The sequence below is a fragment of the Thalassospira sp. SM2505 genome (genome assembly GCF_054901115.1).
On record NZ_CM142731.1, the window covers coordinates 203,147 to 219,078 of the forward strand.

A 15,932-nucleotide genomic window follows, 5' to 3' on the forward strand; every position below is an offset into this window, starting at 1 on the left:
TGTGTCGCGTTTCCAGTTTTATGAGTCAATTCACACAAGAGCCGGTCTTAAACATCGAGGTTTGCGACCTTGAGTGCGTTGGACTGGATGAAGTCGCGGCGTGGTTCGACGATGTCGCCCATCAGGGTCGAGAAGACTTCTTCGGCCTCGTCGGCATGGTTGACCTTGACCTGAAGGAGCGAGCGAACATTCGGGTCGAGCGTGGTTTCCCACAGCTGATCGGGGTTCATTTCGCCCAGACCTTTATAGCGCTGGATTGAAATGCCGCGACGACCGAATTCCATGACCGCATTGACCAGATCGACCGGACCATTGATTTTCCAGGTCTTGTCCTTGGCCACGAATTCCGCACCTTTTTCAAAGGTTTCGCGCAATTCACCAAGAAGACCGGCAATCGCACGGACTTCGGCAGAACGCAGGATATTGCCATCAATCACGTGACGCTGTTCAACGCCACGCAACATCCGCCAGATGACAATTTCATCCATTGGCGCTTCGCCATGCCAGCCGCGATCAAAATCTTCTTCAAGGCTGTCAAGATGCGTTGCAAGAATCTGTGCTGCATCGGCGCGCTTGCCATCATCATCAAGAAGGGCGGGGTTGAGCGCACCGGCAAGGGTTGCCTGTTCAAGAACCGAGATCGGAAGTTTGATCGAAAGCGGTTCAAGAAGACCCTTGGCCTTGCGGGCCAGTTCAACAATACGGACAAGATCAGGACCGGCAACCTGCACACCACCAGCAAGAGTCAGAACCGCTTCTTCGGTACCCTGCGCGGTGAGGTATTGTTCCATCTCGCGGTCGTCCTTGAGATACTGGACCGAGTTGCCACGTTTGGCGCGATAAAGCGGCGGCTGGGCGATATAAAGATAGCCGCGCTCGATCAGTTCGGGCATCTGGCGATAGAAGAAGGTCAGAAGCAGGGTCCGGATATGCGCACCATCGACGTCAGCATCGGTCATGATGATGATTTTGTGGTAGCGGGCCTTTTCGATATTAAAGTCATCGCGGCCAATCCCGGTACCCATCGCGGTAATCAGGGTACCGATTTCCTGACTTGAAAGCATCTTGTCAAAGCGTGCGCGTTCAACGTTCAGAATCTTGCCGCGCAGCGGCAGGATCGCCTGGAAGCCACGTTCACGGCCCTGCTTTGCCGAACCACCTGCGGAATCACCCTCCACGATGAACAGTTCGGCTTTGGACGCATCGCGTTCCTGACAATCAGCAAGTTTGCCCGGAAGGGACGAGATATCAAGCGCACCCTTGCGGCGCGTCAGTTCGCGGGCCTTGCGGGCTGCTTCGCGGGCAGATGCAGCTTCGACCACCTTGGTGACGATCTTGCGTGCGTCCTGCGGATGTTCTTCGAGCCACTGTTGAAGCTTGTCATTGACGATGTTTTCAACAACCGGGCGGACTTCAGACGAAACCAGCTTGTCCTTGGTCTGGGACGAGAATTTCGGATCAGGAACCTTGACCGAGATCACGCAGGACAGGCCTTCGCGGGCATCATCACCGGAAAGGGCAACCTTTTCCTTTTTGGCGATACCGCTTTCCTGGGCATAGTTGTTGATCTGTCGGGTCAAAGCGGCACGGAAACCGGCCATATGCGTCCCGCCATCACGCTGCGGAATGTTGTTGGTAAAGCAGAGCGTGGTTTCGTGATAGCTGTCATTCCACTGCAGGGCGACTTCAACGGTGATGCCGTCCTTTTCGCCTTCAATGACGATGGATTCTTCGATCTGGCGAGTCTTGTTACGATCAAGATATTCGACAAAGGCGCGAATACCGCCTTCGTAATGCAGCTTGGTTTCGACCGGTTCACCATGGCGTTCATCACGAAGTGTGAGGATCACACCCGAGTTCAGGAAGGCCAGTTCACGCAGGCGATGCTCAAGCGTTGCAAGATCGAATTCAAGCTGGGTGAAAATGTTACCGTCGGGATAGAAGGTGACTTCGGTGCCCGAAAGCGGCGTCCCGTCAGCCGTCAGCGGCGCATCACCAACCACTTCAAGCGGCTTGATCGCGTCACCGCCCGAGAATTCCATGTAATGTTCCTTGCCATTACGCCAGATGCGCAATTTCAGCAGGGTGGAAAGCGCGTTCACAACCGAAACACCCACCCCGTGCAGACCGCCGGAAACCTTGTAGGAGTTCTGGTCGAACTTACCGCCGGCATGGAGCTGGGTCATGATGACCTCGGCGGCAGAAACGCCTTCTTCCTTGTGCATGTCGGTCGGAATACCACGGCCGTTATCGCGAATGGTGGCCGATCCGTCGCCATTCAGCTGGACCCAGACCGTGTCACAATGCCCGGCAAGGGCTTCGTCGATTGCGTTATCGACGACCTCATAGATCATGTGGTGCAAACCGGTTCCGTCATCGGTATCCCCGATATACATGCCCGGGCGTTTGCGCACCGCTTCAAGGCCTTTGAGAACCTTGATCGATTCTGCACCGTACTCCTGTGCCGGTTCGGCAATGTTCGGAGTTTCTGTTTCGTTGGTCATAGCGTCACAACCTCGGCATTCACGGATTGGTTTCCAAAGACAATGTGGCATTCTCCACGCGGAAGAATTGCGCACGACCGTCCAAACCTTCAAACAGCGCCCGGTCCGTGCCTGTCATCCAGGCCTGGACGCCAAGCGCCACGATTTCGTCAAACAGGTGTTTGCGGCGTTCTGCATCCAGATGCGCAACCACCTCGTCAAGTAACAGCAGCGGGCCAGCCCCGCGTGCCTTTGTCTGCAGGCGGGTATTGGCCATAATGATCGACAGTAACAACGCCTTTTGTTCCCCGGTGGAACATTGATCTGCCGACTGTCCCTTGGCATCATGCCAAACCAGCAAATCACTGCGTTGAGGGCCGACTATCGCCCCGCCATAGGTCGCATCTCGCGCACGTCCGTCGCGCAATGCAGCCCGCATTCTGTCTTCGACCTCGATGGCCGGATATTTTTCCAGCCAGTCTTCAAGATCGCCCGCCAGCGCCAGACGTGCGGCGGGAAATGGCCCGATGGCCATGGTTCCGGCCCGGCTCAAACGGGCAAGAAGTTCAGCACGCGCAACCGCAACCGCAATGCCGTGACGGACCATCGAATCTTCGATCGAGGCCAGCCATTTGTCATCACCCTTGCCTTCCTTGAGCAGCTTGGCGCGCGAGCGCAAGGAATGCTCATAGGCAGCAACGCGGCTACTGTGATCGGGATCAAGGCCGTAAACCAGCCGATCCAGAAAACGCCTGCGCGCCGAAGGCCCGTCCAGAAACAGGCGATCCATCTGTGGCGTCAGCCAGACAGCGGCACAAACCCGTCCCAATGCAGCCTGACCACGCTGGGCCTGACCGTCGATGCGGACTGCACGGCGTTCACGCCCCTGCTCAAGGGCTGCCGGATCAAGGCCCGATCCGACCTGAAACACGCCGTCCGGCGTTTCAAGATCCGCAGCCACTGCCCAGGCACGGGTCGCACCATTGTCGGCGGGCGGGACACTGCGCGCGATTTCACCCAGCTTGGCCCGGCGCAATCCGCCGCCCGGTGCCAGCAAGGAAACAGCTTCAAGCAGATTGGTCTTGCCCGCCCCATTGGGCCCTGTCAGCACAACCGGTGCCCCGCTTAGCGACAGTCGCAAGCTTTCGTAACAGCGAAACTCGCTGAGCTGGATACGGGATACGGCAAGACGGTTTGTCATGGACGAACCGTCTTTTGGCATGAGGTTATTGGCAAGAACAGCCACAGCGTATCGTGCTTACCGTCAAACACGCATCGGCATCAGAACATACAATGCCGAGAGGTCATCGGTATCACGCAGAATGGTCGGGCTTGAGCCGTCCGACATCAGCAGGTTAAGCGTATCGCCCTTAACCTGCTTGGCAATGTCGAGCAGATAGCGTGAGTTAAAGCCGATCTCGATGTCCTCGGCATCATAATTGATTTCAAGTTCCTCGGACGCAGTCCCATGTTCCGGGCTTGAAGCCGAAAGGGTCAGGGTATTGCCCGACAGAACGACCTTTACCGCGCGCGATTTTTCAATCGAGATCGCAGAGACACGATCAACCGCATCGGCAAAGGCCTTGCATTCGATATCAAGGGTTTTGTCATTGCCCGACGGGATCACACGTTCGTAGTCCGGGAAGGTGCCGTCAATCAGCTTGGACGTCAGGATTGCATTGCCGAAACCGAAACGGATTTTGGTATCCGAAAGAGCGATATCGACCGCCTCGCCGGTTTCCTCGATCAGCTTGCGCAGCTCGCCAACGGTTTTGCGCGGCACGATGACGCCCGGCATGTTTTCCGCGCCATCAGGAAGCGGTGCCTCGACGCGGGCCAGACGGTGCCCGTCGGTTGCAACCGCGCGCAGGATCTTGGTGCCTTCGGCGTCGGTGGCATGGAAATAGATACCGTTAAGGTAATAACGGGTTTCCTCGGTCGAGATCGCGAATTCAGCGCGATCAATCAGGCCACGCAATTCAGCAGCAGCAAGACCGAAGGTCACCGGAAGATCACCACCCGACATGACCGGGAAATCATCAACCGGCAGAACAGCCAGATTGAATTTCGACCGGCCAGCAGCAAGGGTCAGACGACCGGCGCCGGGCTCAAGCGCGATCTGCACCTGCGAGCCTTCGGGCAGTTTGCGGACAATTTCATACAGCGTATGCGCCGGTGTGGTTGTCGCCCCGGCTTCGGAAACTTCGGCCGTCGTGGTTTCGACGACTTCAAGGTCCATATCCGTTGCGGTCAGGGAAAGACGATCATTCTCTGCCCGCAGCAAGATATTGGACAGAATCGGGATGGTGTTGCGTCGTTCAACAACACTTTGAACATGGGTCAGCGATTTCAACAGAGCCGCGCGTTCGATGGTCAGCTTCATGCCCGTCCTATCCGTCTGTCAGTATTAGTTTAACAAATTGATTTTTAATCAGTTTTCTCACCTGACCCCCACCCTTCCGGGCAAGGAAAGCGCATTATAACATGCATGGCACGAAATCGAAGGATTTTTACGGCTTAAACCCAAGCAAATAAAAGGAGTCGCCGGGCCAATTTACGCCCAAAACGCGCAAAGCGGCGCATACTGCGCGACTCGCAGTTTCGCTTATGTGTTTCGGGGGAAATTTACCACCATCACAGCCCGGAAATCCATCCGCAGAACCGGGCGGTTTCCCGCCACATCACAGCCAAAAAGCAACGCGATGTGGCGCAAGGAATACCTAACCTTCGAGCATCCGGCGCAGAAGATCGATATCTTCGGAAAGCGACGGGTCGGAGCTGTGCAGTTCTTCGATCTTGCGGACCGCATGCATGACCGTGGTGTGGTCACGCCCACCAAACTTGCGTCCGATTTCCGGCAGGGAATGGGTGGTCAGCTGTTTGGACAAATACATCGCAACCTGACGCGGACGGGCAACTGCGCGCGCACGGCGGGCCGAATGCATGTCCGAGACCTTGATGTTGAAATGTTCAGCCACGCGTTTCTGGATTTCCTCGATCGAGACACGGCGTTCGGACGCACGCAGAACGTCATGCAGAACGTCCTGAACCATCTCGAGGCTGATTTCACGACCGACCAGCTGCGAATGAGCAATCACACGGTTCAGCGCACCTTCAAGCTCACGCACGTTTGCGGTGATCTTGTGCGCAAGGAATTCCATGACGCGCTGGGGAAGTTCGACCCCCTGACGTTCTGCCTTGGATTCGAGAATGCCAAGGCGCAGCTCATAGGTGGTTGCATGAATATCAGCAACCAGACCGGAACCAAGGCGCGAACGCAGGCGTTCTTCGATATCTTCAAGGTCAGACGGCGATTTGTCGGCAGACACGATGATCTGACGACCCTGATCGACGAGCGCGTTAAAGGTGTGGAAGAATTCTTCCTGGGTCGAATCCTTGCCCGAGATGAACTGGACATCATCAACCATCAGCACATCGACGGAGCGGAACTGGTCCTTGAAATCGACCGTATTCTTGTCACGCAGTGCGCGGATGAAACGATACATGAATTTCTCGGCCGACAGGTAAATCACCGTGCGATGCGGCTGGGTGCGGCGGATATGCCAGGCAATCGCATGCATCAGGTGGGTTTTACCAAGACCGACACCGCCATACAGGAACAGCGGGTTGAACGGCACCGATTCGGCTTCTGCCAGACGGCGGGCCGCGGCATAGGCAAATTCGTTCGGTTTGCCGATCACAAAGTTATCGAACGTGTAGCGCGGATCAAGGGCTGCCGAAATACCATCATCAGACATGCTGGCAATGGCGGTGCGGCCCGATGCCGGCGGCTGGCTTTCGGTACGGTAATTGGTATTGGAACCGGAAACCGTTTTCGGTGCCGGTGCACTGACCGACATCGTGTTACCGGAAACCGATGCCGACACCGGGCTATCTGCCGTTACTGTCGACGCGTTGTTGCCGGAACCGGAAATGATGTTGATTTCGACGAAATGCACATTGGCATCTTCGGCGTGCCAGAAGGCCTGAATACGGTCGAGATAATGCTGGGTGACCCAGTCACGCATGGCGCGTGTTGGCGCACCAAGACGCGCGACCCCTGCTTCAACACCGATCAGGGCAACCGGCTCAAGCCAGTAGCGATAGGCTGTTGCACCAAACTCGGCGCGCAGCTTTTCGCGAACGACCTGCCAAATTGCAACTGTATGATCATCAAGTGCTGCCTGCTGGTCACCCTGCATCCCCCCACTGGACTGCCCGAGTGCCGATTGCGTTCCCCTCACGGCGTGCTGCACTGTTTGAACCTTCCCCGATATCCCAAAATTCCACACAAACAAATCTGCAAAAGACAAAATGGTACTGGATCGCGTTCATCACGGCTGTGATCAACACGCTGGTCTTCCGCAAAATCGTGGAAGCGTACTCGCGCCTTTTGTTTTTTTGGTTCTTCGTCTCGGGCCGCTTTGCGCGGCCTGCGAAGTCCAAACACTGTACTGATGCGACCCACATCAGGCAAGGCGATCTTTAACAGAACGTTAAAAGGATTACGGCACCAAAACGTTCCTTATTTTCTGCGGTTTCTTCCACCCGCGGAATCATGGAACAAAAGGTGATTCTCCGGAATCCGGGCAGCGAAAAGGCCGCACCAAAGGTGCGGCCTTCGACTCGCCATCCCGTAAGGGATAAATTAAAGCGCCTTGATACGAGCGGTCAGACGCGAAACTTTGCGAGCAACGGTGTTCTTGTGCAGAACGCCGAGCTGTGCGCCGCGCGCCATTTCCGGCTCGGCGATTTTCATCGCAGCCTGAGCAGCATCTTTGTCGCCAACGTTCAGCGCAGCTTCGACCTTCTTAACGAAGGTACGAATGCGACCGATACGTGCACCGTTGACTTCTGCACGGGCGGCGTTGCGGCGAATGCGCTTCTTGGCCGATTTATGGTGAGCCATTGCGAACCTGTCTCTTCAAACAAATGTTACGTAATTCGGAGCGCGGCTTATAGCTCTGTCCGAAACCCTCGTCAACCCCCGATACCGCGTCGACGCCCTATTTTCTGCGGTTTAGGACTCTGTTGGTGTGCAACACAGATATGCAGTACCGGAATCAGGGGTCAACTTGTAGCGATCACTGCACAATCAACGGTGCTTGAAATCGGCTTTTCTCTTTTCAGAGAAGGCTTTCATGCCTTCAGCGCGGTCTTCGAGTGCGAAAGTCGAATGGAATTCACGACGTTCAAACATCAGGCCTTCGGTCAGGGTCATTTCATAGGCCTTGTTGACCGATTCCTTGACCTTCATCGATACCGGCCCCGAGAAGGAAGCGATCTTTTCAGCTGTTTTAAGCGCTTCTTCAAGCAGCGAGTCGGCCGGGACGATTCGCGCGACCAGTCCGGAACGCTCGGCTTCCTCGGCATCCATCATCCGACCCGTCAGGCACATTTCCATTGCCTTGGCCTTACCAACTGCACGGGTCAGGCGCTGGGTCCCGCCGGCACCGGGGATGGTGCCGATGGTGATTTCCGGCTGACCGAACTTGGCGGTATCTGCGGCAATCAAGATGTCGCACATCATCGCCAGTTCACAGCCACCGCCCAGCGCGAATCCGGCGACAGCGGCAATGGTCGGCTTGCGGCAGCTGGCCACACGGGTCCAGCCCTTGGTGATGAAGTCGTTCTTATAGACATCCATATAGGTGTAGTCGGCCATTTCCTTGATATCGGCACCGGCAGCAAAGGCCCGTTCCGATCCGGTAATGACGATGGCACGAATGTTTTCATCGGATTCGAAATCATCAAGGGCCGCACCGATATCCGTGATCAGGGCAGCGCACAGCGCATTAAGTGCCTGCGGGCGGTTCAGGGTGATAAGCCCGACATTGCCTTTTTTCTCGGCGATGATGTTTTCATATGACATGCCAGTGATCCTTTATACGCGATCAACCCGGTTTTCTGGGGGTCGATTCGTCTGAAACCATATTTTGATACTGTTTTACCGAATTCGATCACGCGCCGCAACCGAACCTGCATAAAAGCATCCGCGATCTGGATCAAAAGATGCCGGCGATCAAACCATCGGGGGTGCCAGATACGACAAAAGAACACCGGACGGGGCAAAGCTGGCCCTATTTCTGACAGGTCGGACAGAAAAAGGTCGACCGCCCGGCCTGAACAATCCGCTCGATTGTGCTGCCGCAGCCATCCGCAATGCAGGTCTCGCCCTCGCGGCCATAGACACGGAAATTATGCTGGAAATAGCCAAGCTCGCCATTGGTCTGACGATGATCCTTAAGGCTTGATCCCCCGGCGGCAATTGCGTCTTCAAGAACCAGACGGATTTCGCGATACAGGCGATCAATCTCGCCGGGCTTCAAATCCTTTGCCAGACGGTCCGGTGCGATACCGGACCGGAACAGGGCTTCGCACACATATATATTGCCAAGACCCGCGACCAGTTTCTGATCAAGCAGGGCGGTTTTGACCGGACTGCCGCGACGTGCCAGCCCCTCTGCCAGCACCGAACTGTTAAAGGCATTACCAAGCGGTTCGGGGCCAATATCGGCCAGCATCTTGTGGCTGGCGACCTCATCGGCAGCAATCAATGTTATGACGCCAAAGCGTCTGGGATCATTGAAGCGCACAACTGCACCATCCTGCATGACAAAATCGACATGGTCATGCTTGCCCGGTGCAGGGACGTCTGTTGCCGGATCGTTATGGATGGTCATGCGGCCCGACATACCCAGATGGATCAAAAGAACCTGTCCATCATCAAGATAGCCCAGAATGTATTTCGCCCGCCGGGTCAGCTGATTGATCCTGCGCCCGGCCATCCGGTCGACAAAACCGTCGGGAAACGGAAAGCGCAAATTGGGACGACGTTGCACCACATGGTCGACGACATGGCCTTCCATCACGGGGGTCAGGCCACGGGTAACTGTTTCGACCTCTGGCAATTCGGGCATATCTGGAACTCGTCTAAATGAAAGCGTCCCACTTTCTAGACCAGAATCCACCGCAAAATAAGGACCAATTTCAATTGCGTGGTGGCGGACCATTCCCCGGTTGTCCATCGGGGCGCGGTTTTGGCCCCGGCCCGGCCTTGCCAGTGCCGGCCGGACCTTTGCGTGACTGGGCAGACCCAAGATAGGGTTCAAAGATCGCAAGCGAGGCAAGGTCAAAACCCGCCGGGCAGGCATCATCAATATAATCGTAATAGATTGCCCTACCGCGAATGGAAGATGCGCGGTCCGCCTCGAAGAACAGGCCATAGCAGGCGGCATTGCAATAAAAGAGCGCGCCGTCCTGACGATCAATCCGTTTGGTCGTGCCATTACTTTGCAAAAGTTGTTCACCGCGCAAGGTCCCTGTCATCACCCGGCAAACATCCCCGCCAAACGACTGTGACGACGCGGTTTTGATTTCAAAGGGAATCGGCAGACCGACAATATCCTGTCCGGTGCGGTCGCGGCGCATGGTCCAGCGATCCCGGGCAAATCCGCGTGGCGTGCCCGAAAGACAATTCAGAACATTCCAGTCCGGCGTGGTTTTGACATTATAGAAGTAGGATCCCTTGTCATCTTTCATGCCACGACAGGCATCCAGCAGGGACTCGACCGAATTGGCAGGTTCAAACCAGCCAAGGGCAAGAATCGGGAAGCTGTCCATGGCATAGCCAACCGGCTTTTTATCAATATCGACCCATTGGCGACCAAGGTCATTGATCAGGCATCTTGGCGCGATGTGGTAATGATAGTCATCGCCGCGCCCGGCATGACCGCCGCATTCATCAAGCTCGCCCTCGGTAAAGGCCGATGGACGTTTGCCGGTTTGCGGATTGACCGGACCTTGTGTCGACGGATCAAAAATCGGCACCCCGTTGATGGCAACCCCAACTGGCCCGGCCTCGGTCATGGTTGGTCGGGATGCCAGTTGGGGATGTTGCAGAATTTCGAATTCAAAATCATGGGCGGCGGGGAATTGCTGATTGCTGGCGGTAATGCCGGTCATCACAGGATGGGACGGATCGGGCAGACCCTTGGCCGAAAATCGCACCTTGTCGCGATCACAGGCCAGATGGGAAATCTCGTCGGTGAAGCAGGCCTCGTCACATTTGCAATTCTTGATTTCGTGGGCATTGGCCGGGTTTATCGCGCCCAATATCAACGCCAATCCGAAAAGCCAGATCTTCATCACCCTTTCCCCCGATCACTTCCCCGGTCACGACCTGATCACCATAGAGTATCATGGGCGCAACAAGGCGGTCATCTTCGACTGGACGTCGATCCACAAAACCATATGATGGCGACGCCCGGCGTCGTTGACACCCCATGTCAGACCCGCGTTCGGGATTTCAAATCGCGCCTTGCCCCACCCTTTGCGCGATGACCTATTTACGAAAGCCGCCCCATGGAATTTGGTTTTGATCTTCTAGCGATCCTGTTTGGCGTTGCCGCCCTTGCCGCCTGTATTGATGCTATTGCAGGGGGTGGCGGACTGATCACCATTCCGGCCCTGCTTTGGGCGGGGGTAAGCCCGGCACAGGCACTGGCGACCAACAAGCTGCAAGGAAGCTTTGGCAGCTTTACCGCGTCGCTTAATTTCATTCGCAAGGGTCACGTCAATCCGCGCGATATGATTCTGGCCATCGTTCTGACCTTTGCCGGATCGTCGCTTGGCACGATTTTGGTGCAGATGCTTGATCCGGGCATTCTGATGACGATCCTGCCCGGTCTTCTGATCCTGATTGCGCTTTATTTCCTGTTTTCGCCACGGGTCGGCGACATAGACGCCCATCAGCTGATCAGCAAGGCGACCTTTGCCTTTACCGCCGGATTTGGCATCGGGTTTTATGACGGGTTCTTTGGTCCGGGTACCGGATCATTTTTCTCCATCGCCTTTGTTGCCCTGCTTGGCTTCAACATGACCAAGGCGACCGCACATACCAAGGTACTGAACTTCACTTCGAACTTTGCATCCCTTGTGATGTTCATTGCCGGTGGCGAGGTTGTCTGGGTCGTCGGTGCCGTGATGGCAGTTGGCGCCTTGATCGGCGCACAGATCGGATCACATCTGGTGATGAAGGTCGGTGCACGTCTGGTCCGTCCGCTACTGGTCGTCACATCGATTGCGATTTCGATCAAGCTGATCATTGATCAATATGGCCCGACCATCAGCCAGACATGGGATCAGATGCGTCATTGGGTCGGATAAACCGACCGAAAAATCCGCAAGCCATAAGAAAACCCGTCAACCGCAAGGCTGACGGGTTTTGTGTTTCTGTCTGATGACTTCAGAACCTAGCAGGCATTGGCACCGCTTTCGGCAAAGACTTCATCACCACGATCAAGCAAATGGCTCCAGACCGTGAACAGCAGTGCGAGAACCGCAATCCCGGCACCAAGCCATGGAATATGCTGATAGGAAACGCCGTGCGTGATCGCAAGACCACCAAACCATGCACCCCCGGCATTGCCGAGATTGAAGGCACCCTGATTAAGGGTCGAGGCCAGGTTAGGGGCCTCGGATGCTTCGTTCACCACCCGCATCTGAAGCGGAGAAACGAGTGCAAAGGCAACCACCCCCCAAAGCATCACCGTGATCACCGCCGGAATCATTTCGGTCAGGGTTTCAGTGAACATGGCAAGGATCACGATCAACAGCACAAAAGCGATGATGATCGCAGGCATCAAACGCCAGTCACCCAGTCGCCCGCCAATATAATTGCCAACCGTCAGACCAACCCCGAACAGCAACAGGACATAGGTGACCTGACGCGGGGTGATACCGGTGATTTCCTGCAACATCGGGGTGATATAGGTAAAGACGCTGAACAAGCTGGCCGAGGCGAGAACAGAAATCAGCATCGCAAACAGCACCTGAACCTTGCCAAGTGATCTGGCTTCGGCCCACAGGCTTCCGGTTGATGCCGCAATCCTGCGCGGCAGGGCAACATAAAGTGCCGCCGCAGCAATGACGCCAATTGCCACAACAGCCCAGAAGGTCGAACGCCATCCGAGTTCCTGACCAAGCGCGGTCCCGAACGGAACGCCCAGCACATTGGCCAGTGTCAGCCCCGAAAACATAAGCGCAATGGCCTGAACCCGTTTATGGGGTGCGACAAGGTTTGATGCCACAACCGCACCAAGACCAAAGAAAGCGCCATGGCAAAATGCCGTGACGACGCGGGCCGCCATCAGGGTCCAGTAATCCGGGGCTACGGCACACAGGAAATTGCCAAGGATAAAGATGGAAATCAGCAGCAAAAGCGCGCGTCTGCGCTCCATCCGGGCCGTTGCGATGGCCAGGAAAGGCGCGCCAAAGGTCACGCCAAGCGCATACCCTGTCACCAGAAGTCCGGCATCCGGAATGCTGACACCCAGATCAAGTGCGACATCGGGCAACAGGCCCATGATGACGAATTCGGTCGTGCCGATGCCAAAGGATGCAAGGGCAAGGGCGAGAATCGGCAAGTTTCCGGGAAATCCCCGGGTGGTGGCGATGTCGATCATGTCAGAATTATCCAGATAAATCCGTGTCGGCCCGCTGGACCCGGATTTTGTGCAACTGCGAGATGGGCATATTGCGCCAATTTTTGAAACGATTCAATTCTGAGATAAATCGATCCGCGAAACCATCGCCAAATTCGCATGGCCGCATGCGCAACATTCACGGCTGACATTTCCCGATCAACATGAAAAAGGCCCGAACGATGCCGGGCCTTTGAATAACGCGATGGAAGGCTGAAGATCAGGAAAGCTCGGCGACGATGCGCTTGGCGGCTTCGACCGGATTATCGGCCTTGGTGATCGGACGACCGATCACCAAAACGTCGCTTCCCATGGCGACCGCATCCGCCGGGGTGACGATGCGTTTCTGATCATCACTTGATGCCCATGCCGGACGGATACCCGGTGTAATCAGCTTGAAATCCGCACCAAGGGCGTTGCGCACCGGGGTGATTTCCTGTGCCGAGCAAACAATACCGTCAAGTCCGGCCTTGCGGGTCAGTTCGGCCAGCTTGACGACACGCTCATCAATCGGACCCTTGAGGCCAACATCATCAAGATCACCCTGATCCAGGCTGGTGAGGATGGTCACCGCAATCACCCAGGGCACTTCAACGCCGGCCTTGTCGGCCGCTTCGCGTGCCGCTTCGCCCGCACGTTTCATCATCTCGATGCCGCCTGTGGCATGGACATTGACGATCCTGAGCCCCATCGGGGTAACCGCACGGATGGCACCGGCCACGGTGTTGGGGATATCGTGATATTTGACATCAAGAAAGATCGGCATGCCAGCCTTGGCAACCGCGCGCACACCCTGTGGACCGTGGGCTGCAAAGAATTCCTTGCCCAGTTTGGCCCCGCCAATCACGCCAGACAGCTTTGACGCCAGATCAATTGCGTGATCAAGGTCTGTGGTATCGATGGCACAGAAGATACGGTCTTTTGGGGAAAGGGGCTGGGTCATGATGTCCTCCGGCGGCTTGCAATTGGGTCATGGCCCACAATCAGGTGCGCGGACCGGACATGGCTTAGCCGATTTATCCACAAAGGCCAATGTCAAATAGTCCCTTTCCGGCGCATGGGCCCATGCATGAGGCAAACACAAGATCGGAACGATCAATAAAAAGGGCCCCCTGAAAGGAGCCCTTTGCGGTGTCAGCTATGACCCAGTGCCTTTTGATCAGCTTTGGGGGGTGCATCGTCGGTCTTGATACGCCTGAGCTCGCTATCCATCCGGCGGACGGCCCGGCGATGCTTGCCATGGATCAGCCATTCATAGGCAAAGCCGATGCCAAGCCCGAGAAGCAGGGCGACCATGATCGGCAGAAACAGCGGCAGGTCGACCTCATAGGGCAAAGGCCAAAGCGACAGGGTCACAAGCGCACGGTTGGACACGGCAAAGACGGCAATCAGAACCGCAAGCGGGATAGAAATAATCCAGTAAAGGATACGCATTCTTGGCTCCTTGTGCCTGACGGGATGGCGGCAGATGTCCGGCGAACCGGACATCCCCGAAATCAGGCAACAGGTCACGTTCGGGGATCGATGCGACAGTATGGCGCAAACAGCAGGCAAAAGCCAAGTCACCAGCAACACAGAAATTCTGCATTATGGCAGGTTTTGCACAAGCCATCCGGCCAGACCGGATCGCCGATCAATCATCGCGCAAACGGAAATCAGTTCAAACGCTCACGGAGCTGTTTACCGGTCTTGAAATAGGGAACCTTTTTCTCGCCGACAGGGACCGCATCACCCGTACGCGGGTTGCGACCGACACGTGCATCACGCTGTTTGACAGAAAAGGCACCAAAACCGCGAAGCTCGACCCGGTCTCCGCGGGCAAGAGCGTCGGTGATTTCGTCAAAGATCGTTGCAACAATCCGTTCGACGTCTCGCTGATAGAGATGCGGATTCAATTCAGCAAGCCGGGCAATCAGTTCAGATTTCGTCATTTCCAGGCCCCATCCTGTTCGTGCTGACAGTATCACTCAACCGCGGATTAGATTATTTTATCGGTAACTATCACTCAGGTTGCCAGACAGCTAGCAAACCGTCAAGTTTAAGCCCCTCAGATGACAGCACTTTTCCAAGGTTTCCCTCAAACAGTGCGGACATCAAATCGTCCTCCGGGTACTCGATTTCAAGCGGCACAACGTCCGCTTCCGGCGTGACACCGGCCTGGGTTTCAAGCCAGCGCAAGGCTTCACGACGGCCTCCTATTTCATCAATCAATCCATTGGCAAGGGCCTGCTGTCCGGTATAGACCCGGCCATCCGCCAAGGTTTTTACAGTATCAAGCGACATATCACGTCGTTCGGCGACCATTCCGACAAACACGTCAAACATGTCTGAAATCAGGCCCTGCATGGCCGATTTTGCAGCATCATCAACCGGTTCGAACGGATTCGGTGCTGCCTTGAGTGGTCCGCTCTTAACTGTCAGCGGCTCGACACCCAGCTTTTCCAAAGTGCCCGAGAAATTCATCGACTGGAAAATCACCCCGATCGATCCGGTCACCGTGCCCCGGCGCGCCACAATATGGTCGGCGGCAATCGCAGTCATATAGCCCCCCGATGCGGCGACAGTACCCATTTCGGCAACGATCGGTCGGGTCTCCCCGATACGGCGCAGCGCCTCAAACAGAGTTTCACCACCAACCATGGTGCCGCCGGGACTGTTGATATGGACAATCACACCGACAACATCGCGATCTTCCTCGATGGCAGCCAGCGCATCAAGAAGATAGGGATCCTCGGTAATCACACCTTCAATATTGACCTCGACAATCCTTGGCCCGAGTCCGCCCAGAACGCTGTTTTGCACACCGGTCCCGGCAAGACCGATGATGATCACAGCAAGCACGGCAATCACAGCCACCACGCGCCAGCGGAAGACTGATTTCTTCAAGCGACGTCGATCCAGCAGAATATCGGCATCCAGCGCCATCAGGGGTGTCCCGGTTATAATTGTTCGATCAAATACTTAG

General features: G+C 55.9%; 14 protein-coding genes. 1 reads left to right on the forward strand and 13 read right to left on the reverse strand.

All coding sequences use genetic code 11. From position 1 onward, the window contains the following. Positions 1-47 precede the first annotated feature (47 nt). The 8 genes from gyrB to ACTU44_RS00925 all read right to left on the reverse strand — a co-directional run bounded on the left by gyrB (position 48) and on the right by ACTU44_RS00925 (position 10,631). Positions 48-2,504: a DNA topoisomerase (ATP-hydrolyzing) subunit B gene (gyrB, locus tag ACTU44_RS00890; protein WP_114096209.1), complete on the reverse strand. Its 2,457-nt coding sequence runs from the start codon at positions 2,502-2,504 to the stop codon at positions 48-50. A gap of 19 nt (positions 2,505-2,523) precedes the next feature. Beyond that, a complete protein-coding gene (recF, locus tag ACTU44_RS00895; RefSeq protein WP_114096830.1) occupies positions 2,524-3,684 on the reverse strand; it encodes a DNA replication/repair protein RecF in 1,161 nt (386 codons plus the stop codon). Positions 3,685-3,747: 63 nt separating this feature from the next. Further along, entirely contained in the window at positions 3,748-4,866 is a 1,119-nt protein-coding gene (gene dnaN, locus ACTU44_RS00900; protein WP_114096210.1) for a DNA polymerase III subunit beta, read from the reverse strand. Positions 4,867-5,203: 337 nt separating this feature from the next. Beyond that, complete coding sequence (dnaA, locus tag ACTU44_RS00905) at positions 5,204-6,739, reverse strand: chromosomal replication initiator protein DnaA (protein ID WP_462096430.1); 1,536 nt, start codon at positions 6,737-6,739, stop codon at positions 5,204-5,206. Positions 6,740-7,131: 392 nt separating this feature from the next. Beyond that, positions 7,132-7,392, reverse strand: coding sequence for a 30S ribosomal protein S20 (gene rpsT / locus ACTU44_RS00910; RefSeq protein ID WP_101246850.1), 261 nt, complete (start codon positions 7,390-7,392; stop codon positions 7,132-7,134). Between the two features lie 186 nt (positions 7,393-7,578). Next, entirely contained in the window at positions 7,579-8,355 is a 777-nt protein-coding gene (locus ACTU44_RS00915; RefSeq protein WP_114096212.1) for an enoyl-CoA hydratase, read from the reverse strand. 208 nt (positions 8,356-8,563) lie between these two features. Next, positions 8,564-9,403, reverse strand: coding sequence for a bifunctional DNA-formamidopyrimidine glycosylase/DNA-(apurinic or apyrimidinic site) lyase (gene mutM / locus ACTU44_RS00920; protein ID WP_462096431.1), 840 nt, complete (start codon positions 9,401-9,403; stop codon positions 8,564-8,566). Between the two features lie 70 nt (positions 9,404-9,473). After that, positions 9,474-10,631 carry a YHYH protein gene (locus ACTU44_RS00925; RefSeq protein WP_462096432.1) on the reverse strand — a complete coding sequence of 386 codons (1,158 nt, stop codon included), beginning with the start codon at positions 10,629-10,631 and terminating at the stop codon, positions 9,474-9,476. Positions 10,632-10,847: 216 nt separating this feature from the next. Here ACTU44_RS00925 and ACTU44_RS00930 point away from each other — a divergent pair, with 216 nt between their 5' ends. After that, on the forward strand, positions 10,848-11,651 hold the full coding sequence (locus tag ACTU44_RS00930; protein WP_114096215.1) for a TSUP family transporter: 804 nt from the start codon (positions 10,848-10,850) through the stop codon (positions 11,649-11,651). An 86-nt stretch (positions 11,652-11,737) separates the two neighbouring features. On the opposite strand, the gene ACTU44_RS00935 is transcribed toward ACTU44_RS00930, so the two are convergent. From ACTU44_RS00935 to sppA, 5 genes are all read right to left on the reverse strand, one after another. After that, positions 11,738-12,949, reverse strand: a complete 1,212-nt coding sequence (locus ACTU44_RS00935) for an MFS transporter (RefSeq protein WP_336079523.1) — start codon at positions 12,947-12,949, stop codon at positions 11,738-11,740. A 238-nt stretch (positions 12,950-13,187) separates the two neighbouring features. After that, the gene (gene pyrF, locus ACTU44_RS00940) at positions 13,188-13,910 is read right to left on the reverse strand and encodes an orotidine-5'-phosphate decarboxylase (protein WP_462096433.1); all 723 of its coding nucleotides are present in this window, start codon (positions 13,908-13,910) and stop codon (positions 13,188-13,190) included. 191 nt (positions 13,911-14,101) lie between these two features. Then, positions 14,102-14,401 (reverse strand): LapA family protein, encoded by a 300-nt coding sequence (locus ACTU44_RS00945; protein ID WP_462096434.1) that lies wholly within the window; start codon positions 14,399-14,401, stop codon positions 14,102-14,104. Positions 14,402-14,622: 221 nt separating this feature from the next. Beyond that, positions 14,623-14,898, reverse strand: coding sequence for an integration host factor subunit beta (ihfB, locus tag ACTU44_RS00950; protein WP_101246842.1), 276 nt, complete (start codon positions 14,896-14,898; stop codon positions 14,623-14,625). A gap of 70 nt (positions 14,899-14,968) precedes the next feature. Beyond that, entirely contained in the window at positions 14,969-15,892 is a 924-nt protein-coding gene (sppA, locus tag ACTU44_RS00955; protein ID WP_336079525.1) for a signal peptide peptidase SppA, read from the reverse strand. Positions 15,893-15,932 lie beyond the last annotated feature (40 nt).